The organism is Ideonella paludis (assembly GCF_018069865.1).
GTDB lineage: Bacteria > Pseudomonadota > Gammaproteobacteria > Burkholderiales > Burkholderiaceae_C > Ideonella > Ideonella paludis.
Genome location: NZ_JAGQDG010000006.1, coordinates 20,244 through 46,315, shown reverse-complemented (window position 1 = coordinate 46,315; position 26,072 = coordinate 20,244). Strand labels below are relative to the sequence as shown.

The 26,072-nt window shown below is 65.0% G+C and carries 35 protein-coding genes; 17 read left to right on the top strand and 18 right to left on the bottom strand.

Going from position 1 to position 26,072, the window contains the following annotated elements; all coding sequences use genetic code 11:
* Genes KAK11_RS15585 through KAK11_RS15575 form a run of 3 tightly spaced genes read left to right on the top strand, consistent with a single transcriptional unit; the run spans position 1 to position 1,375 of the window.
* Positions 1 to 312: a DUF2818 family protein gene (locus KAK11_RS15585; protein WP_210810151.1), complete on the top strand. Its 312-nt coding sequence runs from the start codon at positions 1 to 3 to the stop codon at positions 310 to 312.
* Positions 305 to 895 carry an NUDIX domain-containing protein gene (locus KAK11_RS15580; RefSeq protein ID WP_210810150.1) on the top strand — a complete coding sequence of 197 codons (591 nt, stop codon included), beginning with the start codon at positions 305 to 307 and terminating at the stop codon, positions 893 to 895. The genes KAK11_RS15585 and KAK11_RS15580 overlap by 8 nt, the downstream gene beginning before the upstream one ends.
* Before the next feature lie 9 nt (positions 896 to 904).
* A complete protein-coding gene (locus KAK11_RS15575; RefSeq protein ID WP_210810149.1) occupies positions 905 to 1,375 on the top strand; it encodes a DUF1178 family protein in 471 nt (156 codons plus the stop codon).
* 66 nt (positions 1,376 to 1,441) lie between these two features.
* Here the strand turns inward: KAK11_RS15575 and KAK11_RS15570 are convergent, their stop codons facing one another.
* Complete coding sequence (locus KAK11_RS15570) at positions 1,442 to 2,848, bottom strand: FAD-binding oxidoreductase (RefSeq protein WP_210810148.1); 1,407 nt, start codon at positions 2,846 to 2,848, stop codon at positions 1,442 to 1,444.
* Positions 2,848 to 3,294, bottom strand: coding sequence for a DUF2069 domain-containing protein (locus tag KAK11_RS15565; protein ID WP_375140691.1), 447 nt, complete (start codon positions 3,292 to 3,294; stop codon positions 2,848 to 2,850). Before KAK11_RS15565 ends, KAK11_RS15570 begins: the two co-directional genes overlap by 1 nt.
* 10 nt (positions 3,295 to 3,304) lie before the next feature.
* Here KAK11_RS15565 and KAK11_RS15560 point away from each other — a divergent pair, with 10 nt between their 5' ends.
* On the top strand, positions 3,305 to 4,540 hold the full coding sequence (locus tag KAK11_RS15560) for a YihY family inner membrane protein (RefSeq protein WP_210810147.1): 1,236 nt from the start codon (positions 3,305 to 3,307) through the stop codon (positions 4,538 to 4,540).
* Between the two features lie 13 nt (positions 4,541 to 4,553).
* On the opposite strand, the gene KAK11_RS15555 is transcribed toward KAK11_RS15560, so the two are convergent.
* Entirely contained in the window at positions 4,554 to 5,135 is a 582-nt protein-coding gene (locus KAK11_RS15555) for a helix-turn-helix domain-containing protein (RefSeq protein ID WP_210810146.1), read from the bottom strand.
* A 171-nt stretch (positions 5,136 to 5,306) separates the two neighbouring features.
* On the opposite strand from KAK11_RS15555, the gene kbl reads away from it, so the two are divergent.
* The gene (gene kbl, locus KAK11_RS15550) at positions 5,307 to 6,509 is read left to right on the top strand and encodes a glycine C-acetyltransferase (RefSeq protein WP_210810145.1); all 1,203 of its coding nucleotides are present in this window, start codon (positions 5,307 to 5,309) and stop codon (positions 6,507 to 6,509) included.
* Between the two features lie 11 nt (positions 6,510 to 6,520).
* Positions 6,521 to 7,474 (top strand): NAD-dependent epimerase/dehydratase family protein, encoded by a 954-nt coding sequence (locus tag KAK11_RS15545; RefSeq protein ID WP_210810143.1) that lies wholly within the window; start codon positions 6,521 to 6,523, stop codon positions 7,472 to 7,474.
* Here the strand turns inward: KAK11_RS15545 and KAK11_RS15540 are convergent.
* From KAK11_RS15540 to KAK11_RS15485, 12 genes are all read right to left on the bottom strand, one after another.
* Positions 7,468 to 8,862 carry a sigma-54-dependent transcriptional regulator gene (locus KAK11_RS15540; RefSeq protein ID WP_210810142.1) on the bottom strand — a complete coding sequence of 465 codons (1,395 nt, stop codon included), beginning with the start codon at positions 8,860 to 8,862 and terminating at the stop codon, positions 7,468 to 7,470. The genes KAK11_RS15545 and KAK11_RS15540 overlap by 7 nt on opposite strands.
* Positions 8,859 to 10,238, bottom strand: coding sequence for a sensor histidine kinase (locus KAK11_RS15535; RefSeq protein WP_210810141.1), 1,380 nt, complete (start codon positions 10,236 to 10,238; stop codon positions 8,859 to 8,861). Before KAK11_RS15535 ends, KAK11_RS15540 begins: the two co-directional genes overlap by 4 nt.
* Positions 10,239 to 10,326: 88 nt before the next feature.
* The gene (locus KAK11_RS15530; RefSeq protein WP_210810140.1) at positions 10,327 to 10,701 is read right to left on the bottom strand and encodes a hypothetical protein; all 375 of its coding nucleotides are present in this window, start codon (positions 10,699 to 10,701) and stop codon (positions 10,327 to 10,329) included.
* 412 nt (positions 10,702 to 11,113) lie between these two features.
* A complete protein-coding gene (locus KAK11_RS15525) occupies positions 11,114 to 12,304 on the bottom strand; it encodes a phage head morphogenesis protein (RefSeq protein ID WP_210810138.1) in 1,191 nt (396 codons plus the stop codon).
* A complete protein-coding gene (locus KAK11_RS15520) occupies positions 12,304 to 12,618 on the bottom strand; it encodes a DUF4406 domain-containing protein (protein WP_210810137.1) in 315 nt (104 codons plus the stop codon). Before KAK11_RS15520 ends, KAK11_RS15525 begins: the two co-directional genes overlap by 1 nt.
* Positions 12,615 to 14,219 (bottom strand): phage portal protein family protein, encoded by a 1,605-nt coding sequence (locus KAK11_RS15515; RefSeq protein ID WP_210810136.1) that lies wholly within the window; start codon positions 14,217 to 14,219, stop codon positions 12,615 to 12,617. Before KAK11_RS15515 ends, KAK11_RS15520 begins: the two co-directional genes overlap by 4 nt.
* Positions 14,220 to 14,233: 14 nt before the next feature.
* Complete coding sequence (terL, locus tag KAK11_RS15510; protein WP_310737817.1) at positions 14,234 to 15,889, bottom strand: phage terminase large subunit; 1,656 nt, start codon at positions 15,887 to 15,889, stop codon at positions 14,234 to 14,236.
* Complete coding sequence (locus KAK11_RS15505; RefSeq protein WP_210810135.1) at positions 15,886 to 16,383, bottom strand: DUF1804 family protein; 498 nt, start codon at positions 16,381 to 16,383, stop codon at positions 15,886 to 15,888. Before KAK11_RS15505 ends, terL begins: the two co-directional genes overlap by 4 nt.
* Before the next feature lie 28 nt (positions 16,384 to 16,411).
* Positions 16,412 to 16,702, bottom strand: a complete 291-nt coding sequence (locus KAK11_RS15500) for a hypothetical protein (RefSeq protein WP_210810134.1) — start codon at positions 16,700 to 16,702, stop codon at positions 16,412 to 16,414.
* Between the two features lie 69 nt (positions 16,703 to 16,771).
* Complete coding sequence (locus KAK11_RS15495) at positions 16,772 to 17,368, bottom strand: hypothetical protein (RefSeq protein WP_210810133.1); 597 nt, start codon at positions 17,366 to 17,368, stop codon at positions 16,772 to 16,774.
* A complete protein-coding gene (locus KAK11_RS15490; RefSeq protein WP_210810131.1) occupies positions 17,365 to 17,973 on the bottom strand; it encodes a transglycosylase SLT domain-containing protein in 609 nt (202 codons plus the stop codon). The genes KAK11_RS15495 and KAK11_RS15490 overlap by 4 nt, the downstream gene beginning before the upstream one ends.
* A 1-nt stretch (position 17,974) precedes the next feature.
* Positions 17,975 to 18,328 (bottom strand): putative holin, encoded by a 354-nt coding sequence (locus KAK11_RS15485; RefSeq protein WP_210810130.1) that lies wholly within the window; start codon positions 18,326 to 18,328, stop codon positions 17,975 to 17,977.
* A gap of 171 nt (positions 18,329 to 18,499) precedes the next feature.
* Here KAK11_RS15485 and KAK11_RS15480 point away from each other — a divergent pair, with 171 nt between their 5' ends.
* The 7 genes from KAK11_RS15480 to KAK11_RS15450 all read left to right on the top strand — a co-directional run bounded on the left by KAK11_RS15480 (position 18,500) and on the right by KAK11_RS15450 (position 22,429).
* Positions 18,500 to 18,940 (top strand): hypothetical protein, encoded by a 441-nt coding sequence (locus KAK11_RS15480; protein ID WP_210810129.1) that lies wholly within the window; start codon positions 18,500 to 18,502, stop codon positions 18,938 to 18,940.
* Between the two features lies 1 nt (position 18,941).
* On the top strand, positions 18,942 to 19,331 hold the full coding sequence (locus tag KAK11_RS15475) for an ASCH domain-containing protein (RefSeq protein WP_210810128.1): 390 nt from the start codon (positions 18,942 to 18,944) through the stop codon (positions 19,329 to 19,331).
* The gene (locus tag KAK11_RS15470; RefSeq protein ID WP_210810126.1) at positions 19,331 to 20,233 is read left to right on the top strand and encodes a phage Gp37/Gp68 family protein; all 903 of its coding nucleotides are present in this window, start codon (positions 19,331 to 19,333) and stop codon (positions 20,231 to 20,233) included. Before KAK11_RS15475 ends, KAK11_RS15470 begins: the two co-directional genes overlap by 1 nt.
* A 118-nt stretch (positions 20,234 to 20,351) precedes the next feature.
* Positions 20,352 to 20,564, top strand: a complete 213-nt coding sequence (locus tag KAK11_RS15465; RefSeq protein ID WP_210810125.1) for a Com family DNA-binding transcriptional regulator — start codon at positions 20,352 to 20,354, stop codon at positions 20,562 to 20,564.
* Entirely contained in the window at positions 20,512 to 20,709 is a 198-nt protein-coding gene (locus KAK11_RS15460) for a hypothetical protein (protein ID WP_210810483.1), read from the top strand. The genes KAK11_RS15465 and KAK11_RS15460 overlap by 53 nt, the downstream gene beginning before the upstream one ends.
* A complete protein-coding gene (locus KAK11_RS15455; RefSeq protein ID WP_210810124.1) occupies positions 20,706 to 21,839 on the top strand; it encodes an ABC transporter ATP-binding protein in 1,134 nt (377 codons plus the stop codon). The genes KAK11_RS15460 and KAK11_RS15455 overlap by 4 nt, the downstream gene beginning before the upstream one ends.
* A complete protein-coding gene (locus KAK11_RS15450; protein WP_210810123.1) occupies positions 21,830 to 22,429 on the top strand; it encodes a formyltransferase family protein in 600 nt (199 codons plus the stop codon). The genes KAK11_RS15455 and KAK11_RS15450 overlap by 10 nt, the downstream gene beginning before the upstream one ends.
* On the opposite strand, the gene KAK11_RS15445 is transcribed toward KAK11_RS15450, so the two are convergent.
* The 3 genes from KAK11_RS15445 to KAK11_RS15435 form a co-directional block, all read right to left on the bottom strand.
* On the bottom strand, positions 22,419 to 22,619 hold the full coding sequence (locus KAK11_RS15445) for a hypothetical protein (RefSeq protein WP_210810122.1): 201 nt from the start codon (positions 22,617 to 22,619) through the stop codon (positions 22,419 to 22,421). The genes KAK11_RS15450 and KAK11_RS15445 overlap by 11 nt on opposite strands.
* Entirely contained in the window at positions 22,616 to 23,092 is a 477-nt protein-coding gene (locus KAK11_RS15440; protein ID WP_210810120.1) for a hypothetical protein, read from the bottom strand. Before KAK11_RS15440 ends, KAK11_RS15445 begins: the two co-directional genes overlap by 4 nt.
* Positions 23,093 to 23,234: 142 nt before the next feature.
* Positions 23,235 to 23,948: an XRE family transcriptional regulator gene (locus KAK11_RS15435; protein WP_210810119.1), complete on the bottom strand. Its 714-nt coding sequence runs from the start codon at positions 23,946 to 23,948 to the stop codon at positions 23,235 to 23,237.
* A gap of 210 nt (positions 23,949 to 24,158) precedes the next feature.
* On the opposite strand from KAK11_RS15435, the gene KAK11_RS15430 reads away from it, so the two are divergent.
* Genes KAK11_RS15430 through KAK11_RS15415 form a run of 4 tightly spaced genes read left to right on the top strand, consistent with a single transcriptional unit; the run spans position 24,159 to position 26,046 of the window.
* Positions 24,159 to 24,398: a BcepMu_gp16 family phage-derived protein gene (locus KAK11_RS15430; protein WP_310737816.1), complete on the top strand. Its 240-nt coding sequence runs from the start codon at positions 24,159 to 24,161 to the stop codon at positions 24,396 to 24,398.
* Positions 24,395 to 24,682, top strand: coding sequence for a hypothetical protein (locus KAK11_RS15425; protein ID WP_210810118.1), 288 nt, complete (start codon positions 24,395 to 24,397; stop codon positions 24,680 to 24,682). The genes KAK11_RS15430 and KAK11_RS15425 overlap by 4 nt, the downstream gene beginning before the upstream one ends.
* 16 nt (positions 24,683 to 24,698) lie before the next feature.
* The gene (locus KAK11_RS15420; RefSeq protein WP_210810117.1) at positions 24,699 to 25,739 is read left to right on the top strand and encodes a DUF1192 family protein; all 1,041 of its coding nucleotides are present in this window, start codon (positions 24,699 to 24,701) and stop codon (positions 25,737 to 25,739) included.
* A 16-nt stretch (positions 25,740 to 25,755) separates the two neighbouring features.
* Positions 25,756 to 26,046 carry a hypothetical protein gene (locus KAK11_RS15415; protein WP_210810116.1) on the top strand — a complete coding sequence of 97 codons (291 nt, stop codon included), beginning with the start codon at positions 25,756 to 25,758 and terminating at the stop codon, positions 26,044 to 26,046.
* Positions 26,047 to 26,072: the final 26 nt, after the last annotated feature.

The following is a 26,072-nucleotide window of genomic DNA, read 5'->3' as shown; positions in this document are numbered from 1 at the left end:
ATGACCTCTGCCACAGCGGTTTGGGTGGTGTTGGTGTTGGCGGTCTTGGCCGCCAACTTGCCCTTTGCCAACGAGCGCGTTTTGCTGGTGGGCCCCAAAAGAGCGCCCAAGTCTTTCGCGTGGCGTTTGCTTGAGTTGGTGCTTTTTGGTGGGCTCACGCTCCTGGCGGGCAGCTTGCTGGAATCGAGCTTGGGTCAAATCGCCCCGCAGCGCTGGGAGTTTTACGCAGCGTTCGTGTGCCTGTTTGTGACCCTGGCCTTCCCGGGCTTCATTTGGCGTTATCTCCGCAAGCAGCCGCGCGCTGATGTCTGACGCTCACTTGGTCGAAACCCGTCTCAGTTCAGAGCAACTGGTGCGGGGCAACTTTTTGGATGTCCGCCGAGACACCATTGGGCTGCCTGATGGTGGCCAGGCCACGCGAGAGTATGTGGTCCACCCGGGGGCCGTGATGGTTGTGCCCATCCTGGACGATGGTCGGGTCATCGTGGAGCGGCAGTATCGCTATCCTTTGCAGCAGGTCATCTTAGAGTTCCCGGCCGGCAAGCTAGACGCTGGTGAGACCGGACAGCGCTGCGCGATGCGCGAATTGGCCGAGGAAACCGGCTATAGAGCCCGGCAATGGGCGCGTGCGGGCGTGTTGCACCCCACCGTGGCGTACTCCACAGAGTTCATCGAGATTTGGTTTGCCCGCGACCTCTACCTTGGCCAGCGCAGCTTGGACGAAGGGGAGTTCATCGAAGTTTTGGCCATGGAGACTGCGGCCCTGGATGCAGCCGCCTATGAGGGCGCGCTGACCGACGCCAAGTCGCTGATCGCGCTGATGTGGCTGCAAAAGTCCCAGAGTGGCCAATGGCCTCTGAACTGGATGGCTGTGACTGAGGCGCCGCAGGGTTAAGGTTGGCGCATGAAAGTCTTCAACCTCTGCTGCGCGCATGGCCACGCTTTTGAAGGGTGGTTTGGCTCGGAAGCCGACTATCAGTCTCAGACAGAACGCGGACTGCTGAGTTGCCCGCTGTGTGAGGACACGCAGGTGACTCGCTTGCCCAGTGCCCCCAGGCTCAATTTGGGCGCAGCCGCAGGGCCCGAGGTCTCCGCGCCCGTTGAAGCCCCAGTGTCCCAAGCGCAGCATGACCATGCCAAGGCCTTGGCGGCGCTGCAGGGCGGACTGCTGCAGGCCGTGAAGGCCGTGATGGCCAATACAGAAGATGTGGGGACTCGTTTTCCTGAGGAGGCACGCCGCATCCACTACGGGGAAGCGGCCGCCCGCAACATTCGCGGCCAAGCCAGCGCGCAAGAGCGGGCCGAACTGGCTGAGGAGGGGATTGAGGTGGTGGCGCTCCCTACACCCAAAAGCCTTACCGGGCCGACCCACTGAGGTGTGTCAGGCCCAGCGCGTCTGCGGCCTTGCTTTGCAACCGCGTTTGGTGGCGCGGCGTGGAGGTCAAAGCATCTTGCCCGGATTGAGGATGCCATGCGGGTCCAACGCCCGCTTGATGGCGCGCATCATGTCCACGGCCACCGCCGACTTGCGCGTGGCTAAGTCTTCACGCTTCAAGGCACCAATGCCATGTTCGGCTGAAAACGACCCGCCGAGTTGCATGATCTCGTCATAAACCCAAGCGTTGATGGGGGCCTCATGCTGCGCCAGAAATGCCGCGGCCTCTTGGCCCACGGGGGCCTGCACGTTGTAGTGCAAATTGCCGTCCCCCAAATGCCCAAAGGTGATCAAGCGCACACCCGGCAGCGCATCGGACAGGCGCTGACCCATGGACCGCACGAACGCCGGGATGGCCGACACCGGCAAAGACACATCGTGCTTGATGTTCAGCCCATCTTGGCTTTGTGCCAGTGGGATGGACTCGCGCAAATGCCACATGGCTTTGGCGTGACCCAGGCTGTCCGCCAGGGCGGCATCATGAATCTCCTCGGCCTCGAGTGCAGACTCCAAGACCTGTTCCATTGCCAAACGGCAGGCAGCCTCAGACCCAGAAGCCTCCAGCAGCACGCACCACGGCGCAGGTGGCAGGGGCTGGCTCAGAGCGGGGAAGTGTTGAGCCACCAGTTGCAAAGCCGCTTCAGCCATGATCTCAAAGCCCGTCAGTTGGGCATCTAAGTGCTGCCGGGCGCGATGCAGCAGGGCAACGGTCTGATCAATCGTTTGGCAGGCCGCCAGCGCCGTGACCTTGGCCGCTGGGGCAGGGAAGAGCTTGAGGGTCGCACCCGTGATCACGCCCAGAGTGCCTTCACTGCCTACGAACAGGTCGCGCAGGTCGTAGCCGGTGTTGTCCTTGCGCAGTCCACTCAATCCCTCCCAGACCTCGCCTTGGGCGGTGACGACCTCCAGGCCCAAGCACAACTCCCGTGCATTGCCGTAACGCAATACCTGAGTTCCTCCGGCGTTAGTCGCTAGGTTGCCGCCGATGGTGCACGAGCCCTCTGCCGCCAAGCTCAGCGGAAACAGCAGGCCCGCCTCGGCGGCTGCGGCTTGCGCCTGCGCCAAGATCACGCCGGCATCCACGGTCATCGTGAGGTTGGCGGTATCCAAGGCGCGGACCTTCCGCATTCTGCTCAGGCTCAGGACCACTTGCTGGCCCGACTCATCCGGCACACCTCCGCCCACCAGCCCCGTATTGCCGCCTTGCGGCACCACGGCGACGCCATGCTGAGCGCAGGCCTTGACGACAGCGGCAACCTCCTGAGTAGAGGCTGGGCGAACCACCGCCAGTGCGCGGCCTCGATAGCGCTTGCGCCAATCCCACTCCCAAGCGCTGAGATCTTGGTCGGTGAGCACCTGGGTGGCGCCCAACAGGGTGCTAAGCTCTGCGAGCAGTTCGTGAAAGCGGGACATCAAGGCGCGGAGGAGGGTGGCGATTCAGTGACTTGCCCCTGTGCCAGGCGCCACCGCACCTGGGCCGCACAGGCCGCAAACAGGACCACACACAAGGCCACCTCAATCATGGCCAAAATCTGGGACAGCCCGGTCTCGCTGGTCGCACGCACCAAGCCTTCGCCGCAATACACCCAGACCAAAAGGCTGAGCCAGCGATAGGTGTAGAGGCGATAGCGCCACAGCCCCACCAGCGGGAAAAACAAAGGGATGACCTTGATGGCCAAGGTGCCACGGCCGGTGGGTGCGAGCCAAAGCTCCCAGGCCAAGCCCAGGCAGATCAAGGCGACAACGGCGGAAAGGGCCACCGTTCGCGTCCAGCGCACCTTGGCGCTGGGGCGTTGAGGAGGGTGCGAGCCCTCAGCGGAAGCATCGACGACGGAAGAATCTGACAACATCTTTGGCATGATAGCCGCCATGAGCACCACAAGAGACTGGCGCGGCGATGGACGCCAGCGTTTGGCTGAAGCCCTAGAGACCCTCAGAAACTGGCCTTGGTTTGACACCGTCAAGACCTTGCGCCTGCGGTTCCGAGAAGATCGCTTGGGGCTGACTGCGGGCAGCTTGACCTTCACCACCCTGATTGCCCTGGTGCCCTTGCTCACGGTGATGCTGGCCGTGTTCACGGCGTTCCCCATGTTCGCCAACTTCCAAGACTCGCTGCAGAAGTACTTTTTGCAAAGCTTGGTGCCGGACGGCATCGCCAAGCCGGTGTTGGGCGCGCTCACACAGTTCTCTAGCAAAGCCCATAAGCTGGGCACCGCCGGGCTGGTGTTCTTGGTGGTCAGTGCGCTGGCCCTGATGTTGACCATTGACCGCACGCTCAATGGCATTTGGCGCGTGCGCAAGCCTCGCCCACTGGCGCAGCGGGTCCTGGTGTACTGGGCTGCTGCCACGCTGGGGCCCTTGGTGCTGGGGGTCAGTCTGAGCCTCACCTCCTATGCTGTGTCGGCCTCCAAAGGCTTTGTCGGCAACATGGCTGGGGGCACACGCTTGTTGTTTGATGTGGTGGAGTTCGTCTTGTTGGCGGTGACCATGTCGGGCCTGTTTCACTATGTCCCCAACACCCATGTGCGTTGGCGCCATGCCATTGCCGGCGGCATCTTTGTGTCGGTGGGCTTTGAATTGGCCAAGCGTGCACTGAGCTGGTATGTCAGCTCCGTTGGCTCCTTTTCCACCATCTATGGCGCGTTCGCCATCGTGCCCATCTTTTTGCTGTGGTTGTACTTGAGTTGGGTGATCGTGCTGCTAGGGGCGGTGGTGGCGGCGTATGCGCCCAGCCTCCAGATGCGCGTCGTCCGTTTGGGCGACACGCCGGGCTTGCGCTTTGCGCTTGCACTCAAAGTCTTGGCTGCCCTCAACCAAGCCCGTACAGCGAGTGTGCGAGGCCTCGATATGGCGCATTTGGCCACCCAGCTTCGCATTGAGCCTATCCAACTGGAGCCGGTGGTCGAAGAGCTCATGGGCCTGGATTGGGTGGCACGGCTCGACGAGGACGGGGGCCAGCGCTATGTGCTACTGGCTGAGCCCGAGCACACGGTGGCGGCGCCCTTGATCAACAGCATGCTTCTGGCACCACAGGATGAACTGCTGACCTTCCGCTCGCGGGCTGGTTTGGACCGTATGGTGCTGGCGGACCTGCTGCGCCACTGAGGGCGAGTGCCGCTCAGGCGGGGTGCAACACCACCAGCAGCCCGCGGGCCGGTGCGGTGCTCAGATTGCGGATCACATGCGGCTGATCGACCGCATAGCGTGCGGTGTCACCGGGGGCGAGCAGGCTGTCGACCCCGCCTGTGCTGACTTGCATTTCACCCTCGAGCACCGTGAGGTGTTCCCGGGAGCCCGGCTCGTGAGCGTCCGAGGCCAAAGCGCCTTGGGCCTGAATCACGAGCTCGTACCACTCGAACACGCCTGCCAGCTCAATAGGCCCCAAGATCCGAAGCTCACACAGGCCGTCCGGGCTGCGCAAGGAGGGCGTGGCATGGGCGGCCACCGTGGTGACAGGCGGTGCTGGGGGCTTGTCGCCGCCCAACAGGTCGGCCATCGACACACCCAAGGCATTCGCCAAGCGCCAAACCACCGCGACGGTTGGGTTGGCTTGATTGCGTTCGATCTGCGAGAGCATGGATTTAGAGACACCCGCTTGGCGCGAGAGTTCATCCAGCGACAGCGCTTTGGCTTGGCGCAGGCCCGCGAGGGTCTGGCCGACTTTGGGTGGCTCGGCAGGGGCAGGGCGGGGCAGGTTCATGGCAGAGCCTTGGGCGGATCACCTCAAGGAGGGCAAAAAGTGGGGACAAGGGCTTGACGGCCAACAGCTTGTTCGTAATACTGCGCACGTGTTCGATATATCGAACAAACGCATTTCTAATGAACGCGTCCAATGGCGCGATCATCTCACAACCTAGAGCCGCGCCGCATCATGAGCACACCTACCGACTTTCTGACCCACATCCAAGCCGAGTTGCAAGGCTTGAAGGATGCAGGTCTCTTTAAGGGCGAGCGCATCATCGCCACGCCGCAGGGCGCGGTGGTGCGCACTGCCGATGGCCGCCAAGTCATCAACCTGTGTGCCAACAACTACTTGGGCTTGTCCAGCCATCCGACCGTGATTGAGGCCGCCCATGAGGCGCTGCGCACCCATGGTTATGGGCTCAGCTCGGTGCGCTTCATTTGCGGCACACAAGACCTTCACAAGCGCTTGGAGGCCCGCTTGGCGCGTTTTCTGGGCACCGAGGACAGCATCTTGTATGCCGCCGCCTTTGACGCCAACGGCGGCCTCTTCGAGCCCCTGCTGGGCGAAGCCGATGCCATCATCAGCGACGAGTTGAACCACGCCTCCATCATCGACGGCATTCGCCTGTGCAAAGCTCAACGCTGGCGCTACAGCCACAACAACTTGGCTGATCTGGAGCGCTGCTTGCAAGAAGCCGACGCCAAGGGGGCGCGCTTCAAGCTGGTGTTTACCGACGGCGTGTTCTCGATGGACGGCACAGTGGCACAGTTGGACAAGATCCGAGCGCTGTGTGACCGCTATGGCGCATTGCTCGGCATTGATGAATGCCACGCCTCGGGCTTTATGGGCCAAACCGGCCGGGGCACGCATGAGCACCGGGGTGTGTTCGGCAAGATTGACATCATCACTGGCACATTGGGCAAAGCCCTGGGCGGTGCGTCGGGCGGCTTCACGGCGGGCCGCAAAGAGGTGATCGAGCTGCTGCGCCAGCGCTCGCGCCCCTATCTCTTCTCCAACACCGTGGCCCCCAGCATCGTGGGCGCATCCATCGCCGTGCTCGACCTGCTGGAAGGCTCCACCGCCTTGCGCGACAAGCTCGAAGACAACACCCGCTACTTCCGTGAGGCGATTCAAGCCGCGGGCTTCGAGATCAAGCCCGGTGATCATCCCATCGTGCCCATCATGGTCTATGACGCGGTCAAGGCACAGCAGCTCAGCGCTCGCCTCTTGGAGTTGGGTGTTTATGCCGTCGGCTTCTTCTTCCCCGTGGTGCCCAAGGGCCAGGCCCGCATCCGCTGCCAGATGAGCGCTGCGCATGATCGCCAGCACCTGGAGCAAGCCGTGGCGGCCTTTACCCAGGCCGGTCGCGAGCTGGGCTTGATTCAGTAAGGAGCGCCCCCATGAGCACCCCGCGCATTCTCATCATTGGTGCCAACGGCCAAATTGGCACGGAACTAGCCGAAACCCTGGCGCAGCGCTTGGGCCCACAAGCTGTGATCACCAGCGACGTGTCGCCCAAGGGCCGCGTGCCCACCCTGCAGCACGAGACCTTGGATGTGACCGACATCGCGGCGCTGACCGCCGTGGTCGAGCGCCACAGCATCACCCAGGTCTATCACCTGGCTGCAGCCTTGTCAGCACGAGGCGAGCAGCACCCGATGTGGGCTTGGGACCTGAACATGAAGGGCCTGCTCAATGTGTTGGAAGTGGCCCGCACCCACAAGCTGGAGCGCGTGTTCTGGCCCAGCTCCATCGCGGCCTTTGGCCCGACCACGCCACGCGACTTCACCCCGCAAAAAACCATCATGGAGCCGACCACGGTCTACGGCATCTCCAAGCTGGCGGGCGAGGGCTGGTGCGCCTGGTACCACCGCATGCATGGCGTGGATGTGCGCTCCATCCGCTATCCCGGCTTGATCAGCTGGAAGACGCCCCCCGGCGGCGGCACCACGGACTATGCGGTGGAGATCTTTCACGCGGCCCTCAAAGAACGCCGCTACACCAGCTTCCTCGGGCCCGAGACGGCACTGCCCATGATGTACATGGACGATGCGATCCGAGCCACGCTGGAGCTGATGGACGCGCCGGCCGATGCCATCCAGGAGCGGACCTCCTACAACCTGGCGGGCATCAGCTTCACGCCTGCGCAGATCGCTGAGGCCATTGCTGCGGAACTGCCTGGCTTCCAGATCGACTACGCACCGGACTTCCGCCAAGCGATTGCGGATTCCTGGCCGCGCTCGATTGATGACAGCGCCGCGCAGCGCGACTGGCGCTGGGCTCAGCGCTTTGACTTGCAAGCCATGGTGCGCGAGATGCTGACCCAGCTTGCCGCCGTGCAGCAGGCTCAGTGAGCCTCGCCCAGCCCCAAACGCTCCAGGCGATATCTGAGCGTATCGCGTGAGATGCCCAGCAGCCGCGCTGCGTGGGTGACATTGCCCTCGGTGCGGGCCAGGGCCGTCTGGATCAAGCGCCGCTCTGTGCGGCCCAGATTGAGGTCTTCCTCTGTGGAGGGCGTTGCTGCAGGCCCGGCCTGTGGCGCTGTGCTGCTGCCAGCGCTGCGGCCCAGGTCGGCGGCAGTCACCCGCTCGCCGCGGGCCATCAGCACGGCTTGCTCGATGGTGTTGCGCAGCTCGCGCACATTGCCGGGCCAGTGGTGGCGCAACAGCGCGTCTTGCGCGCCGGCGTCAAAGCACAAGCCTTCACGGCGATAACGGGCGGCTTGCTGGTCTAGAAAGCGTTGGGCCAGCAGCATCACATCGTCGCCCCGCTCGCGCAGCGGTGGCACCACCAACTCCACAATGCGCAGGCGGTAGAACAGGTCAGCGCGAAACCGGCCTTCTTTGACCCAGGTCTCCAGCGGCTGGTGCGTGGCGCTGATGATGCGCGCACGCACTGCTTGGTCGCGCAAGCCACCCAGGCGCCGCACGCGCCGCTCTTCCAGCAGCTTCAGCAGCTTGACCTGCGTGCCCGGTTCCGTCTCAGCGATTTCGTCCAAAAACAGGGTGCCGCCTTCGGCGGTTTCCACCAGGCCCACCTTGCGCTGCTGGGCCCCGGTGAACGCGCCGCGCTCGTAGCCAAACAATTCGGCCTCGATCAAAGAGCCGGGCAGGGCGCCGCAGTTGAGCTCCACAAAGGGCTGGGCTTGGCGCGGGCCGTCGAAGTGCAGCGCTCTGGCCACCAACTCTTTGCCAGTGCCCGTCTCGCCACGGATCAACACCGCCGGCGCCTGGTCATCGGCCAAGTTCCGCTCGGCCTCCAGCAGAGAGGCCACTTGCGCCCTCAAGGCCTGCATCGCAGCAGACTGGCCCAGCAGTTTGTCCAAGCCGCTGCTGGCGGCCGCGCGGCCTTCGTAATAGCGCACTGTTCGCTGCAGGCGGTCTTGGGTCAGCAAGCGCTCCAGGACGAGCTTCATCTCCGCCAGCGCCACGGGCTTGGTCAGGTAATCCGCAGCGCCGGACTTCAAGGCTTGCACTGCCAGGTCCACGCTGCCGTAGCCCGTCATCAACACCACGCAGCACTGCGGGTCTAGAGCCCTCAAGTGCTCTAGCGCTTGCAGACCCTTCATGCCCGGCAGGTTGTGATCAAGCAGCACCACATCGGGCCTGAAGCTTTGGAACAGGCCCAAACCTTCTTCGGCACTGCTGGCCACCCGGCACTCATAGTGTTGTCGCTCCAGATAGAGCGCGACATTGCGGGCGAGCGTCTCTTCGTCGTCAATGATCAGAACCGCATGACTCATGGCGTGGGGGCCAGTGGCGTCGCACTGGCGCTGGGCTCTGGGTTTTGGGCGGGCCGAACGGGCAATGTCAGGATGGCCGAGCAGCCGGCGCCGGGCGCACTCTCCAAATGCAGCGTGCCTCCCGCACGCTCGGCAGCGCGGCGAGCCAGGGGCAAGCCCATGCCCAGGCCTTGGGGCTTGGTGGTGAAGAAGGGACGGCCCGCCTGGGCTTGGTGGTGGCTGGCGATGCCGCTGCCTTGGTCGGCAACGACGATGCGCACCTGTGCACCCTGGCGCCGCGCGTACAGGGTGATGGTCTGGCCTGGGCTGCTGGCTTCGGCGGCGTTGCTCATCAAGGAGGCCAGGACCTGGGCCATCAGCACGGGGTCCAGGTTCACCTCACCCAGGTCGTCCGGCCATTCGCAGACAAAGGGCTTGCCTTGGCTTTTCAAGTCGGTGGCAAAACGCGCTTCGGTGGCTTCCAGCGCCGTGGCCACGTCGCAGCGGCCCAGACTGGTGGTGTGCTCGCTGCCATACGTGAGCAAAGCACGCACCAATGCTTCAATCCGGTCAGCCTCTCGCATGATGGTTTGAGGCGCCATCGGCGCATCGCTGCCCAGGGCCAACTGCAACTCAGCCGAGCTGCGGATGGAGCTCAGTGGATTGCGAATGCTGTGGGCCACGGAGGCCGCGATCTCACCCATCATGGCCAGAGCTTCGGCATCGACCAAGCGGGCCTGTTGGGCGCGCAGGTCACGTTCGATGCGCAGCACAAACAGGCTCAGCAGGCCAAACAGCAAAGTGCCGCCCAGCGCCGCGCCCAGCCACAAGCGCCGCTCACCTTCGGCAATGGTTTGGGTCAGCGCGGTCGGCTGGCGGTAGAGCTCAATCACGCCCACTACCTGGCCGCCTGCCTTGTCTTTCACGGGAATGTAGTTCTCTACAAAGCCGCTGCGTGAGGGCGCCAGCAAAAGGTGTTCGGCTTTGTTGTGATGATCTTCGGCCCAGTGCGCCACCAGTTGCCCGGAGAGCGCCTCATCCAGCTCGTGATTGGCGCCGAATTGCCGGCCGGTGAGCTCAGGTCGGCTGGACCACAGCACACGCCGCTCCGGGGTGTAGACATTGATGCGCAGCACATCCGGCATGGCCGATATGTGTGCCAGGAATTCTTGAAATCCAGCGTCGCCTTCCAGCGAGCCACGGCGAAACGTCGGCACCACATGCTGGGTGTCTGCCACGCTCTGAACAAAGTCTTGGCTGAGTGCCGCATCGCGCGCGAGCAGTCGGCTTTGCATAAAGCCCGTGAGCACCTGGGCCAAGGCGGCCGCCAACAAGGCCATGCCCACAGCACCCAGCAACAGAAACTGGCGCGTCAAGGGGCGGTGGCGTGCTGTCATCAGCGCAGATGGTAAGGGATGGGGCGCGGTCAAGGGCATTGCGCTGCTTGCATGGAGCAAGCCCTTGACGGCCCTCAAACTGCTGAGATCAGCGGACGCGGCAGCGTGCTGTCTGGGTGGCGACGACTTGGCCGTTTGCATCCAGCAAGGTCCCGGTGGCTTGGCCGCCCGTGATGAAGGTGGTGGACAGCGGTGTGGCACCACGGCGGATGTCGCGCTGCTGGCTGGAGAAGTCAAAACCGACCTCGTCGCCCACGCTCGCACGCGCGGCAGCTTGGGCCGTGTTGGGCCCCGACGTCAGCACGGCGCTGTAGGTGCCGGGAACCAGGTTGGTGCCGTCGATGGAGGCGGTGGAGCGGTCGGCGCGCTTCTCGCACTTGACGCGAATGCTTTGCGCTTGAGCGGCGGTGCTCAAAGCCAGCAGAGCGGCGACAGCGATGAGTGTGTTGGACAGTTTGGTCATGATGCTTCTCCTGAAGGTCTTGAAGGGCAGATTTGTCTGCCAGTGGGGCCTGCCCCCAATGGGCCGGCCTGCCTTCAACATTGCAAGCAGCGTGCCAGAATGTGCAAAACGACCATTTATAGAAGTTCTCCCTGGGGAGATGTAGATGTCGCAGGACCCAACGACGCCTGTCAAAAGGGGGGGGACGTTTGAATTGATCCAAAGACCAGACGGCCCAAAAAAGCCTAAAAACGGCGGCGGATCAAAGACTTAGGGAAAAAGCGGGGGAGAAGCTCAGACGTTTATTTTGACCCAGGGGGAGTTAGAAAAAAGCTCGGTTTTGGGTCGAAAAATAGGCGGGGCGGGGCTGGAGAGTGATGCAGACGGCGCTGGGAAGCGCTCGAAATTGGGGCCGGCGGGAGCCGGCCCGGGGTCAGCGGGGGGCGCGGCCCGCGATGACTTGGTAGCGCTGGGTGGCGAGGTCGGCGGTGGAGTGGGCCTCCAGCGCGGTGACGACGGCGGCGGTGCCGTACTTGGTTTTGACGTTGGGGGTAACGCGGATCACCTGGGCTTGGCCTTGGGCGGGCCGGGCAACGTCGGGCACCACCACCAACTGGGCGGCTTGGCGGTCCCACAGCACGGCGCGGTAGTCGCGCAGCAGCGAAGGCACGCGGTCGGTCAGTTCTTGGGGCCAGGCGTTGGCCAAGTCGGCGGTGGCGGCGATGGCGCTGCCGCGCAGCTCCACGGCGGCCACGGTTTCTAGGCCGTCGAGCATGGCGCTATCCAGAAAGCCGAGGATTTGGGCGTCGCCTTGGGCGGCTTTGCCGCTGTTTTGAAAGGCTTTCCAATTGGCTTCAATGGCTGTTTGAAAGGCCGGAGAAACGGTTTTGTCGGTCACCGGGCCGCGCAGCTCTTTGGGCAGGCGGGCGATCTTGGCGCCGAGCGCCAGCTCGGGCGTGATCCAGCTCTTGCCCACGTTGTGATCCCAGCCAGGGTCGATGCCGACTGGCACGCGGTCGGTGATCTCGCCGTCTCGGGTGACCACGTCGCGGGTCTGCATCTGGAAGGGCTCGGACTGGGACAGGCCCTTGCGCTCCATCTCGGCCTGGCTGTAGGCGCGCACGGTGCAGCGGCAGCCCCAGCCGTTGGGCGGGTAGTGGGTTGACCAGAAGGGGTCGTCGACAGGGTAGACCTTGCCGTCCCACTGGCGGTGCTGCTTGCGGACGCGGGCGTCGCCTGCGGTGCGGTATTGCAGGAAGGGGCGAGCCTCTTTGTTGGCCTGGAGCTGCGCCCAGCGCCCGGCCATGTGGGCGCTGCGCATGTTGGTGTCGAAGATCACCGCCGTGCGCCAGCCGCGCTTGCCGTTGTAAGACCAGCCCCGCTCTTGGACGATGCGGTCGAAGTCCTTGCGAAACGCGGTGAGGGTTTGGCCGCTCTCCAGACCTTTGACCAGGGCGTCTTGAATGTCGCGCGCCAGGTCGGCCGTGGTGGCGCCGGCCACCGTAAACACCTTGCCGTGGACCGGCCCGGCCAGGTCGTCCCAGCGCACGCTGGCCTCGGGCAGCTTGCCGCGCAGGTATTGGATGGCCTCGTCGAAGCGTAGGCCGAAGGGCTCAACGGCCATTACTTCGCCATCCAGTACTGAACGGACTTAACTGTCAGCCCTAGGCCCCTGGCTAATTCGTATTCAACTTTCGCCCCCCGGCTTTTCTCCCAGCCGGACAGCATAGCCAGGCCATCACAGGTGATCAGCTGGGCGATGTCTGCCCGCATGCAGGCCAGCCAGCCAGCGGCGGGATCGACGTTGATCTCGGCCGGGTTGACCACTTCAAAGCCCCGGGCGCGCAGGGCGGCGGCGGCTTGGTGGAAGGCGGGGAAGTTCAGCTCGGGCAGGCCGCTCATGGGGCCTGCGACGTAGAGGCGGGGCTTGGTGCTCATGCTGCGTTGGTGGCCGAGCCACGGAGGATGGAGTACTGCAAGGCGCGCTCGATCACCTCGCGCAGGGCCTCGTCGTCCATGACGCCCACCACGTCTTCCAGGGCGGCTTTGAACTCGGCCAGGGTTTTGCCTTGGGCCTCGTAGTCGGCCAGCATCTGGGCGACGGGGGCGATCATGGACGTTTCAATCGCCTGGTCTGCCGCCTCGGTGGCCAGGGTGATGGCCTCCTCTTCCGTCATGCCTGCCGCTTTGGCAAAGGTGAGCCCGGCCAGGCCGGAAAGCTCCAGCTCGGTGGGCGGTGTGGGCTCGCCCTGCTTAGGGGCGGGCTTTGAGGGCTGAGCGGGCAGCGCGGGGGCAGCTGCCTTGGGGGCGGTGAGCCGGTCGGCCTCGTCTTCAGCCTCGGGGATGCCCAGCTCTTCCAGCAGTGCGCTCTTGCTGGGGTTCGCGCCCATGGCCACGGCGATCTGGTAAGTCTCGGCGCGGTCTTTGCCCGCCTTCTCGTTGCGGAAGAACTCCAGCGTGGGCGGTGCGACGCCGTCGCCGATGTTCCAGCGGGTGATCCACTTGAAAATTTGGCCCATGCCAGCGGCGGCGGTGTCGCGGTCGCTGTCGTTGATGGCGGCTTGGCGCTCCGCCGCCGTCTCGCTGGCGGCGCGGGCGCCCACGCCGTTCAGCTCGGAGACCATCGCCTGGCCGTTGATCGCTTTGCTGATCTCGGCATTGGCAAGCTGGATAAGCTGAAGCTGCGGCAGGCTGCCAGAGCCAGAGGAACTGGGCACCAGCAGCTCTAGGCCCGTACCCTCTTGCGTGACGACGTAGCCGCTCTCCACCATCTCGGCAATAGCGGCTTCGAGCTTGTCGATGTCCGCCTCAGAGGTGCCCATGGGGTAGCGGGCCACGGGCCACGGCAGGCCGTGCTTTTCGCAGTACTTGACGAAGTACTTCCAGCCGCCGGTCTTGAACGTCCAAGCCCAGAAGCACGCGCTCAAGATCGCGATGCCGTAGGGGTTGGTGGCGTCTGCCATGTGGCGGCTGATGACGTAGCGCCATGGGTCTACAGGCTCGCCCTGCAGGCCGCTGCCTTTGCTGATGAGCAGCGGTGAACCATCAGCCTTGAACGTGAAGCGGCGGTTGGGCCTATCCACCACGGCTGTGGGCAGGTACAGGCCGTTGACCAGGTCGGGCACCACCTCGTGGGCGCGGTAGCCGTAAAGCACCGAGCTGGCCATCTGCCACATCACCTCCATCCAGTCGGTCTGCACGCCGTTGGTGTCCACACCGCAGGGGGCGGTGCTGCGCATCCACTCTTCGCAGATTTGATGGGCGCGCAGGCTCGCCGCGTCGCCCTCATTGCCCGGCAGCAGGCGGTACTTGTAGGAGCGGAAGTTTCCCCGCAGGCTGCGAATCTCGCCCAGGATGTGGGGCTCGCGCACCATGCCGTTGTAGACACGCTCTGCCTGCCCGATGCTTCGGAGGATCGGGTCTGGGTCAGGCATGGCCAGCAAACCGTTAAGCCAAAGCTGCGGGTCTGTCTCGGGCGTGGCCTGTGGCTTGCCCAGCATGCCGCGCAAGCCACCAATGAGTTTTGATAGGAGGGCCATGGCGTGGTTTGGTCTCAGTGGGTCGGGGTGGGCAAGGCGGGGGCGCGGCGCCTGCCGGTGCGAATCTTGGGCGTTCCACCCCGGCGCGAGACGGCGAGCTTCCAAAGCATTTCTAGTGCGTCTGGGCCGTCGTCGTGGTCGGCCTCGGGGTAGTGCCGCAACTGGGTGTTGAGCGTCGTGTGCGCCTGGCGGAAGCGGATCAGGCCATTGAACACATGGGGGCTGATGCCCTGAATGCGCAGGTCTTTGTCCGAGTGCGGTGTCACGGGCAATGCGGGCACCGGGACACCTTCAGCGGCGCTTCGTGCAACCAGAATCTGGCGCATGAACTCCTGAAACTGGATAGCCTCGAACGCCCACGCCAGGCAGTTGTACTCGCTCTGATACTGAATGATCAGGTCGATCTGCTTGTTGGGGACCATGCGGGCCACGCGGGCCTCCACCACATCAAGGATGCCCTTCTCACGGTCGAACCCGCCCACCAGGCAAGCCATGGGGTCGTTGCCCTTGTTGTTCCTGCCAAGGCTGGGGTCGTGTGCGCCATAGAAGACCCAGTCTCGGCAGGGAACAACCCAGTACTGCATGTTCGTGAAAAGGGCCGTCTCGTCGTTGGTCGGGTCGTTTTGATATTCGCAGTCGAAGGCCTTGTGGTTTTCGGCCCTGATCTGCATCAGGCGCAAGAGAGGCCGCATGGTGGGCCAAGAGACGACGGCGCCCCGCTCCATCTCGGCCTTGTTCTGCTCGTAGAACTGCGCGGCGGCGGTGGGGGCCTCGTTGCCCTGCAGGCCGCTGTCGTCGTCATCGGCCTCGGCCAGGTAGAGCTGCTCCCACTGCTCCCACAGGTCGAGCCTGTCGGGCCAGCGGGTGATGGCTTTGAACTTGACCCGCACCCAGCGCGGCTTCTTGTGATAGCGGTTTGCCACCGAGTCGTAGTGCAGGATGGTGTTCAGATAGAGCACATCCATGCTGCCGTCAGGCGGGCCAAGGTTCAGCACCGTCTTGGCCACCCAGTCTTCTGTCTTGTCGCGCTGGGCCTTTTGCCGGACGTTTTCGTCGTTCTCGATGTCGTCGAGAAAGACCAGGTCGGGCCGGTGCGGGCCGTGGCGCAGGCCCCGCATCTTTTTGCCCGAGCCGAAGGCCTGCATCTTGACGTTGTTGGCCGTGAGGATGACGCCCGCGTTCCAGACGCGGCCGGCGCCTGTGGCCTTGGGGTAGTCCATCATCAAGCGCGGGTTGGCCGTCAGCTCGGTCTTGATGGCCTCAAGCATGGTCGCGGCTTGGTCCCAGCTGTCCATCACAACGGGCATGAAGTGCTTGCGGCCGGTGACGATGCACCAGAGCGCCAGCAACTGCGTGCCCAAGGTGGACTTGGCCTCGCCCCGTGGGGCGGAGACGTTGATCAGGGCGCCAGATGGCGCGTCGATCAGGCCCGGCACGCGGTCATAGAACCAAGTGTGAAAGGCGCTTTCTGAGCCTTTGACGTAGTGCGGGAAGTAGGTCTTGGAGAAGAAGCGGAAGTCGGCCTGGGCGCGCTTGACGCGCTCAGCCTGGGCGGCGGGGTCGGTGCTGAAGCCTTCGCAGTCGGCCTCGATCAGCTTGCGCTGCTCGTCCGCATACGCGGCCAGCTCGGCCAAGAAGAGCTTGGGGTTGATGGCCTTGGTGCGGCTCACGCTTGCGCCCCGAACTCTTTGACCAGGGCGTCGCCCAGCGTCTCGACCACAGCCAAGAACTCAGCGCGGGCGGTGCCGTGCATGCGCTGGGTGAGGAATCGCACCACGTCCATGGCCACGGCCAGGCGGTTGGCATGGGGCGTGGCTTTGCCGGTTGCGTGGATGGCCTTGTTATAGGCGTCCATCAGCTGCACCAGAATCTTGGCGCGGGCCTCGGCGCCCATCTTCTTGTCAGCCTTGATCGCTTCAATCGTGGCCAAGAACTGCTCGGCGATCTCGTGCATCACCTGGTTGGCCATCTCGGCCACGCCGTCCTTGGTCATGCGGCGGGCGTTGCGGGCCACGTCCCAGTCATCACCGCTCTCGGCGGCCTGGCGCTTCCAGGTGCGGCATGTTGCATAGGGCACGCCCACGGCTTCAGCAGCCGAGGTGAGCGCCATGCCTTGCACGTACTTTGCGCGCAGCTTGTTGCGGGTGGCGGTGTCGTAGGCCATGCGGGCTTATGGGCTGAAAGCGGGCGGGTTACTTCAGGCCGCCGCGCAGTGCGGCAATGCCAGCGGCCACCAACGCGCTGGTGACGACGCCCAAGCCTGCGGCCTTGATCGCCGTGGAGCGCTCGTTGTCTTCCAGCTTGCCGATGCGGCGCTCGTGCCCGTCCAGGCGCTGGCTCAGGTGCTCTTTGAGGTCGGCGTGACGCCGCTCGCTGCTCTCGGCCTGGTGCTGCAGCAGCGCGGTGATGGTTTTGAGGTCACCGCGGACTTCTGCAATCTCTTGCAAGAGCTTGGCGTTTGTTTCGGCGTCTGACTGCGACATGGTGGTGGTCCCGAACGGTTTGTAGTGGTGGTGGGTGGCGGCCTAGGTCTTGCCTACTGGGGGCAGCCGTCAGTGGGCGCGCCCAGGTGTGCCAGCAGCAGGCACACCTGAGAGCGCAGAAGGTGGTACTGGCGCGCCACCGTCAAGTGGTTGGCCAGCAGGTCGGGCATCGAGCCCGAACGCGGTGGGGGCAGCGTGGGCGGCACCGTCAGCAGGCTGGCCGGGGGCGGCACCGGCACCGGGCGGGTGGCTTGCATCACCGCCCCAGGGTCCGGCATTGGCTGCGGCCCAGCGGCGCAGGCCGTCAGCATCAAGGCTGCACTCAGCAGCAGCAGAGAGCGGTTCAGAGATGGGCTGGGAAGCATAGGCGGCGGGCTCCTGCAAGGGGGTGAAGAAGGCATCGACCTGGGCGCGGTGTGCCTCTCGGCGCTGGCCCACACGGGCAGCGCTGGCCACGGCTGCAGCGGTGGTGGCCTGGGCAGCGCTTGCGGCCTGCACCACGGCGGTGGTGGTGGCGGTGGCCTGGGCGGCTTGGGCAGTGGCCGCAGTGGCGGCTGCGTTGGCACGGCACTTTTGGGCGCCGTGGTATGTGCCAAGCCCAAAGCCGCCCAGCAGAAGTGCCGCCAGCAGCATGAATACAGCACTGAAGAGGTAGACGCGGCTCACGACGCGCAGCTCCCCATGCCCCAGCTTGCGTACAGCGGCTCCCACTTGCGCAAGATCACCACCGGGTAGTGCTCGTTCTCGCGCTGGCTGGCCGGGCTCACGCCGGGGTTGATGGCGCACGTGGCACCCATGCACACCCCGGGGTTGGGGCTGAGCTTTTGCCGCTTGTAGACCCAACCCAAGCCGCCGTTGTAGGCAGCCAGCGCAAAGGCCATTTGCTCGCAGTGCGAAGCCGCTTTAACGCGGCTGTAAAGGTGCTTGTCGTAGGTGACCAAAGCGCGCAGCGCCCAGGTGGGATTGAGCGGCGCTCGCTCTCCCAGGCTGGCATAGGCGCCGCCGATCCACTGCGTGGTGGCGGGCATGAACTGGGCCAAGCCTTGCGCGCCCACCTGGCTGCGGGCATCCTCGCGCCACATGCTCTCTTGGTGGACTTGCGCCGCAAAGGTGGCCACCGGCGCGCCCAGGCCCCAGGCCAAGTGCGCCTCTTGGCGCAGCGTGCGCTTGTAGCGCTCGGCCTGTGCGGGCTGGGCCTGGGCCAGCACGCTGGTGAACAGCACGGCCAGCAGAACGGCATAGCCAAAGAAGCGTGCAAAAGCGCGGGTCATGTCAGGCCCCCAGGCCGACGCAGATGAGGCAGCCGACGACGATCACCGCGCGGCGCATCATGGCCATGGGGTAGGCGGTTGAGCTGACCTCCAAGAAGTCTAGCCCTTCGGCGCCAGCGATCTTGGCCGAGTCTTCCGGGTCCATGCTGATCTCATCAAGCAGCAGGTACTCATGCGGCCGGGCATAGGGGAACAGCGCCCGGTCAAGCCAGTAGCCGCCCCAGCCGCCTAAGCTCATCAGGTGCGCCTTGTAGAGGCTCACAGCAAAGATCGAGCCAGGGTGTGTGTGCTGTGCGAACAGCGCGGCGCTGAACAAGAAGATGGTGAAGATCAACCAGATGAACATTCGTGGCATAGAGGGCTCCAAACGGGTGAATAGGGTCTAAGCGAGACATGCAAAAGCACGAGCCCTGAGTGTCTGGAATGGGCCTGATATGGCCCCTGTGAAACGGTTCACAGGGGACGCAAAGCGGCTGTGGCGGTGCAATAGAAAAACACCAAACCAACACCGACAGAAAGCCTTGACATGACCTCAAACCCAAAGCCCGCCGAGGGCAAACGCAAGCTCGACACCGTGGTGCGGATGTGTGAGCTGGTGGCCGCACTGGCCAAAGGCCCCAAGACCCTGCAAGACCTGGAAGAGATGGTGGGCGCCCATGAAAGCACCCTGCTGCTGTGGCTTAAAGAGCTGAAGGACAGCGGCATGGCTTACCTGGCAGACAAAGGCGAGGCGGCGGGCGGCGTGCAGGGCCGCAAGCCCCAGCGCTGGGCGCTGCAGCCGCGCCCGTTTGCCTACCAAGACTTTGCGACACCCGCCGAGGTGCTGGAGGCTGAGCGCCTAGCCTTTGAGGCGTTGGCCAAGCCGCTGGGATATGACCTGAGCAATGACAGCGCCCCACTTGGCGACTACAACAGCCTCATCACCACCGCCCTGTGGCGCGGCTGGCGCGCCCGCGTGGGGGTGTGAGATGGCCACCTTCACGATCAACTTCATGAAGGCCTTTGCCCCCGCGATTGAAGCGGGCACAAAGACCAGCACCATCCGCAAAGAACGGGCCGATGGCCGCCGCCCCAAGGCGGGCGACACGCTGAAGCTCTACACCGGCCTGCGCACCAGTGGCACGCGCTTGTTGCTGGCTACGCCGGCCACGGCTGTGCACGGTGTGCAGATCGACTGTGAGGAGCGCAGCATCGTTGTGGATGGCCAGCTGCTGGGCGTGGCTGAGAAAGTGGCCCTGGCCAAGCAAGACGGCTTCACATGCCTAGAGGACTTGTACGGCTACTTCCAGGAAGCGCACCAGGGCCAGCTTGAGGGCTGGATGGTGGAGTGGGAAAAGCCCGCGCAGGGGGGCTTGTGATGGCACAAGACACCAAGATCGAGTGGGCTGACCACACCTTCAACCCGTGGGTGGGTTGCACCAAAGTAAGCCCCGCGTGCGACCACTGCTACGCCGAGGCTTGGGCCAAGCGTGGGGGCAAGGCTGCGGGCGTGGTGTGGGGTGGCGAGCGCCGCCGCACCAGCAAGAGCACCTGGGCAGCGCCCCTGAAGTGGAACGCCCAAGCGCAGGCCGAGGGGCGGCGCTATAGGGTGTTTTGTGCCAGCCTGGCCGATGTGTTTGACAACCAGGTGCCGGAGTGGTGGCGATGGGACTTGTTCCGCCTGATCGCCGTGACACCCCACCTTGACTGGCTGCTGTTGACGAAGCGCATCGGCAACGCTCGCGGGATGCTGAACAACGCAGCCGCAGCAGTTGCGGGCGAGTTTGTCGGCGCCGCCGAGTGGGACGGAAACCCGTGGTCGAACGTCTGGATTGGCGCGACTATCTGCAACCAAGCCGAGGCGGATCGGGATATTCCCAAGCTGCTGGAGGTGCCCGCAAGCGTGCGCTTCCTGAGCGTGGAGCCGCTACTCGGCCCCGTTGACCTGCGCTTCCACTTCTTCAGCGTGCCGACCGGGGAGACACGCACCCGTGGAGGCCTGCGACAGATGAAGCTGCGCAAGCCTGACGACGGCGGTGTGCATTGGGTCATCGTGGGCGGTGAGTCAGGCCCAGGCGCAAGGCCTATGCACCCGGACTGGGTGCGTGGCCTGCGCGACCAATGCCGCCGGGCGGACGTGCCCTTCTTGTTCAAGCAGTGGGGCGAGTGGTGGCATGGCGCCCGCATTGGCAAGGCCGCCGCCGGCCGCATGCTGGACGGGGTGGATCACACCGAGTTTCCCGCTGTGGCCCGCATCGCTTGTAAGGAGAGCACCGACTAAAGAACAGGGCGAGTGCCCTGGTGCGCTAACACCAGGACACCCGCCTCCGCCGTGAGTAGCCACGGCATCAGCCTAAGGCCCTGCCACCTGTACAGGCGGGCGCATTATCCGAGATGCCATGGAAGAAATCAGATGCGGGCAGTGCGCCCGCAAACTGGCGGTGGGCGACTACCGCCGCTTGCAGATCAAGTGCCCGCGCTGCGGCACCTTGAACGACCTGAGGGCCGAGAGCCCCACCCCTGAGCGCCGTGGAGCGTCAAACCGTGAGGAGTTGACCCATGACCACGACCGCACAGCGGGGAGCGCCCCCGCGAAAGAAGCACCCCCGTAACCCCATCACCCGGCCGGGCGAGAACGGCTTTGCCTACCGGCGCCGCTTCGGGATCATCCTGGAGTGCGCCACCGAGGCCGACCAGCAGCGGCTCTATAACCGGCTGCTCAAGCAGGGGCACGCCCCCAAGGTGGTGTGCGTATGAAGCTCACCATTCAACACAGCTGCGCGGACTTCAACAGCTACCGCGCCGCCCGGGTGAAAAGCCTGTTCAACGTGGAGAGCGGCGCCAACTTCAGCCTGGACGCAGAGCTAGACCTCGACAGCGCGCCTTGGAGCCTTGGGGTCATCGTAGGCCCCAGCGGCAGTGGCAAGACGAGCCTAGGCCGTGCCCTGTGGGGCGCTGGGGCCGTCTATGCGCCCAGCTGGCCCGCCGACAAGCCGCTGATCGACGCCATCACCCCCGAGGGCAGCTTTGATGACGTGACCACCGCCCTGGCCAGCGTGGGCCTGGGCAGCGTGCCCACCTGGCTGCGGCCTTACCCGGTGCTGAGTAACGGCGAGCAGTTCCGCGCCAACCTGGCACGGCTGATCGCCGAGGCCCCGGCCCGTGCCGTGCTGGACGAGTTTAGCAGCGTGGTAGACCGCCAGATCGCCCAGATCGGCGCGGGCGCCTTTGCCAAGGCCTGGCGCCGCACCCAAGGCCGGGCTGTGCTGCTGAGTTGCCACTACGACATCCTCGACTGGGTGCAGCCCGACTGGGTGTTTGACACCGCCACGGGCCAGTTCTCACGGGGGTGGCTTCGGCGACGGCCGCGCATCGACGTGGAGCTGTGGCAAACCGGCTGGGAGCATTGGCCAGCTTTTGAGCCGCATCACTATCTGAAGCTGCCGCGCATGATTGCCGCGACCAACTACGTGGCCAGCGTGGCCGGGGCGCCCGTGGCCCATGTGGCCGTGAGCACCCGGCCCGGCCTGGCAGAGGCCCGAGCTTGCCGCCTGGTGGTGATGCCCGAGTGGCAAGGCGCGGGCGTGGGCCTGCGCTTTCTGGACGCCGTGTGCGAGCGCTGGCGCCAGGGCGAAAACCGCTATTCAAAGCCCATGAAAACCCTGTTCCACACCAGCCACCCTGGCCTAGCGGCGGCACTGCGCCGCAGCGCGAAGTGGACGCAAGTCTCGGCCAACCTGGTGGGCGATGACAGGGCCAGAAGCATGCAGACCTTGCAGGCGTCCGCCGCCCGCAAAGGCAAGCCGGGCGTGCATGGCGCGGGCCACGGCGGCCACTTCAGGGCCGTGCAGGGCTTTCGCTACTTGGGGGAGCCGCTATGCGGGTGATGCTGATCGGCCAGAAGTGGCTGGGCCTGGAAGTGCTGCGCATGTGCATAGACGAGGGCCACGACGTGGCCGCCGTGAGCGCCCCGCGCAGCGACGACCGCCTGGCAGCACTTGCCAACGAGCTGGGCGTGCCCGTGTGCCAAGTGCCCACCGCGCTTGGCCCCGTGTGGGTGCCTGACGGCGTGGACGTGCTGGTGTGTGCCCATGCCCATGTCTTCATCACCTCAGAGGCCCGCGCCAAGGCCCGCCACGGGGCGCTGGGCTACCACCCCAGCCTGCTACCCCGGCACCGGGGCAGAGACGCGATTGTATGGACGCTGCACATGCGCGACCAGGTCGCTGGCGGCACGGTCTATTGGATGGACGACGGAGCCGACACCGGCCCCATCGCCTTGCAAGACTGGTGCTGGGTAAGGCCGGGTGATGACGCCCGCAGCCTGTGGGAGCGCGATCTAGGCCCCATGGGCGTGCGGCTGCTGAGAGACGCGCTGCGCCTGCTGGCCCAAGGCCGCCTGCAGCGGCATGAGCAAGACCCAGCGCTGGCGAGCTGGGAGCCCGCCTACGCGGTGGGCAAGAGGCTCAAGGGTTGAGCTCGGCGGGCGGCGGGTAAGGCGGCGGCCCGGCCTCGTCGTCTACACCGGGCGCCCGCTCAAAGCTGCAGCAGCCCGTTGCGGGCGACGCCTGCACCTTGGGGCAGCGCGGGTCGCGGCAAAAGCTGTGCGGGCCGCCCCAGGCCCAGCCGCCCCAGCTGATGCAGTGCCAGCAGGGGGCGGCGCTCATAGCTTTGGTCGCGGGCCAAGCTTGGTCCGCTGGATGCCCTTAACCTCATCAACCCAAACACCGACCATCATGTCCCCGTGGTACTCGGCATACTCTTTGAGCTTGCCCTTGATAGCGTCGTCGAGCGCAAGTGATGCAATGGCGTTTGGCTCCGCACGGATGTGCTCGGTGAAAACCTTGTTGCGTAGGTAGTCCGCATCAGTGACCTGCATGACCTTGATCACGTCACAAGGCGCGGAGCACTCATATGCGGCCAGGGAGTCACCATCCCTGCTGTGAATCTGGTGCCTTCCGTTCTTGCTGCCCGCGTACTTGAACATGAGCACGTTGGCGGCGGCTCGGCCCTCTTCTCGTTGCTTCTGACTGATGACCGCCGTGTAGCCGTAGGCGATACCGTCTTGCGAGTCGTAGTTATGGGCGCGCGTAGGCTTAGGAGGCGGGACGATGCCTGCCGACGGTGGCCGCTGTTCCATGACGCGCTCAGGCCCCGGCTTTATTGCCGCCGGTGCCGTAGACCGAGCGACTTGCCAAGTGAACAGCAGCGACAAGACCCAAAGAACGACCCATCCGGTTCTCGATAAGGTGTACCCAAACATTCAACCTCCCCGTGGCTCTTCACCACTCGTGCATTGAAGCCACCACACGCCCGACGATCTGGACATCTGGCGTCTTGGCCAGGTCTACGTCATACGGAGCGTAGGTGGGGTTTGCGCTGCTCACCCGCAGCAAGCCGCCAGGCAGGAGCTGGCAGTACTTGACCAGCAGCTCATCGCCCTGGCGTAAGACATAGACAAAGCCGCTTTTGGGGGCCGTGTCGCTCATGTCGATCAGCACCTTGTCGCCATCAGAAAGCACGCCCTCCATGCTGGCACCGCGTACCTCGATCACTCGCAGGTTTTGAGGGTTCAGCCGCCGCGAGCTGATCCAGTCGCGACTAAACGCCAAGCCCGGCACGAGGTACTGCGCGGCGGGCTCGTTGACGACGCCCGGGCCGGCGCTTGCCGTCACCGGCAGCAAGGGCACAGAGACAAACGCTTCAGCCATGTGGCTGCTGGGCGCGGGTGCCTCTTCAGCCTTCATTGCGCCTTCGCCGGTCAACAGCCAAGTCGTGTTCACGCCCATATGGCGCCATGCCGCTGTGACGAACTCGATGCTCGGCGCCCGAGCGCCGCTTAGATAGGCCCGCATGGTGCTGTAGGGCACACCCAAGCGCGCGGCAAAAACGGTGCCATCTAGCCCGCTATCGAGCAACACAGAACGGACACGCTCCGCCATGGCCGTGCTGTCGGCCGCGCTGTCCGGGGTGCTTGAAGTCGAGAGGGCGTGCATAAAACCTTGATCGCAAAACAACACGATTCGTAGTGAATTGTCCCGCCTTTACCCGGTAACGGATAGCCCCCGGCTTGCACCTGAAAGAGGGCTTGATCGGTTTCGGGCGTCGTCTTACTCGCATGCGATTAATTAGCGCTTGCGTTGATCGAAATCGAGCGTTATGATTCGCTCCGAATCGAACAACCAACCACCGGAGATTGATCGCATATGAGCACCCCGGCCAAAGCCCCCAAGGCCCGCCAGCCTGCCAAGCCCCAAACCAGCGGCGCACTGTTGACCGCTGAAGAGGCCAAGACCCGTTTGCACGAGCGCGGCACCACGCTCAAGGCATGGGCCGAGGCAAACGGCTACCCCTACGCCACCGTGAGCCAAGTCGTGCGCGGCGTCAACCGTGGCACCTACGGCATGGGCCACCGCATCGCCATTGCCCTGGGGATGAAGCGATGAGCCGCCCCCAAGACCCCGCCGCCCTGGTGCTGGCCATCACCCGCGCCTACAGCCTGTTGAGCACCGACAGCCAAACCTGCCTGCAGCTCGCCTTTGCGGGCCAGCTGAGCCCGCAAGAGGTGCACGACATGTGCGCCGCGCTGCTGGCCACCGTGCCGCCCGCTGATATGGCCCTGGTGCTGACCCGCCTGGTGCTGATGAGCAACGAGCTGCCCGCCACCAGCCCTGAAGAGATCGCCTCCCTGCAAGCCCAGGCCGACGCCTGCGGCGCCACCGTCCACTGAACACGAAAGCCACGCCATGAGCAAGAAAGCCACCCCCGCCGCCGAAGTCATCGAGCCCGCAAAGGGAGCCAGTCCGCACGTGCGGACTGGAGAAATTGAGGTGTTGAGCGACCGCGCCGCCTTTGGCGAGGCTGACGCCGCCCTGGCCGACTTCCTGGGCCTTGACCTGACCGTCGCCCCCGATGTGCGCGCCGAGCGCGCCGTTGTGGCCTACAACAGCGCCACTCGCAGCCTTGTCGAAGCCGGCCTCCTGCTTGCCAGCCTGAAGCGCGACGTGTCGCAAGAGCAGTTCCTGCAGTTGCTGGCTGAGCGGGGCATGCACAAGCAGCGCGCCTACTCCCTCATGAACGGCGCCGCCCTGGCCGCCCGCCTGCCTGAAGACCAGCGCGACCAGGTGCTGAGCCTGGGCAAGAGCAAGGTGCTGGCCTTGGGCAATGCGAGCCCCGAAGTCGTCGACCAGATGCTGGAAGACGGCGACATCGACATCAGCACCCTGAGCGTGCGTGACCTCCGCGCCCGCCTGCGTGACCTGGAAGCCGAGATCGCCGACACCCAGGCCCAACGCGACGCCGCCGAGGCCGAGGCCACCGGCCTGAAGAAGAAGCTGGCCAAGACCCCGGTGGAGCGCGAAGACGCGGTGCCCGTGGCCGTGGCAGACCTGCGGGCTGAGTTTGTGGCCAACACCGGCAAGGTAGACCTTGCGCTCAAGAGCGTGGAGGCCATCGGCCCCGAGCTGGCCATGATGATCGGCGGCCCCGCCCACGACTGGGTGGACGGCACTGTGCGCCTGGCGGTGAGCGGGCTGACAGCCCTGCGCCTGCAGATCGACGGCGTGCTGCGCAAGTACGTGGGCCTGCTGCCAGACGGCGACCGCCCAGAGCCGGTGCCTAGCAGCTACCTCACCCAGCAGGAGCTGGCCGAGTGCGCTGACGCCTGGAAGGTGCTGGCCCAGACCCACACCTACGAACAAGACCTCCGCGCCCACCAGCGCGAGCAAGAGCGCCCGCGCGGCCGTGGCCGCCCCACCAACGCCCCCAAGGCGCCCGGCAAGGCCTGAGCAGGAGCCCACCCCCATGCACGCCCTCATCACCCTGCACACCGGCCAGCAACACCGCCTCCCCCGAATGGGGGGGTCTCCCAAGGTGACGGCTGAGATCAAAGGCTCGCTCCTGGAGGTGCGCGACGCGCACCGGGGCGTGGTGGAGATGTTCGCCGTGGACACCGTGCGCCAGGCCCTGCTGGTGCCCGACGACGCCGACCTGGCCGACTACACCGACTGGCCCCGCCTGTACGACGTCTTCGCCCAAGTGCGCCGCCCGCCTGCCGTGACTTGCCCCGCGCCGCTGCCGCGCCGCCCCTGGTAAGCCCCAGAGGCCCATCCCCTACGCCG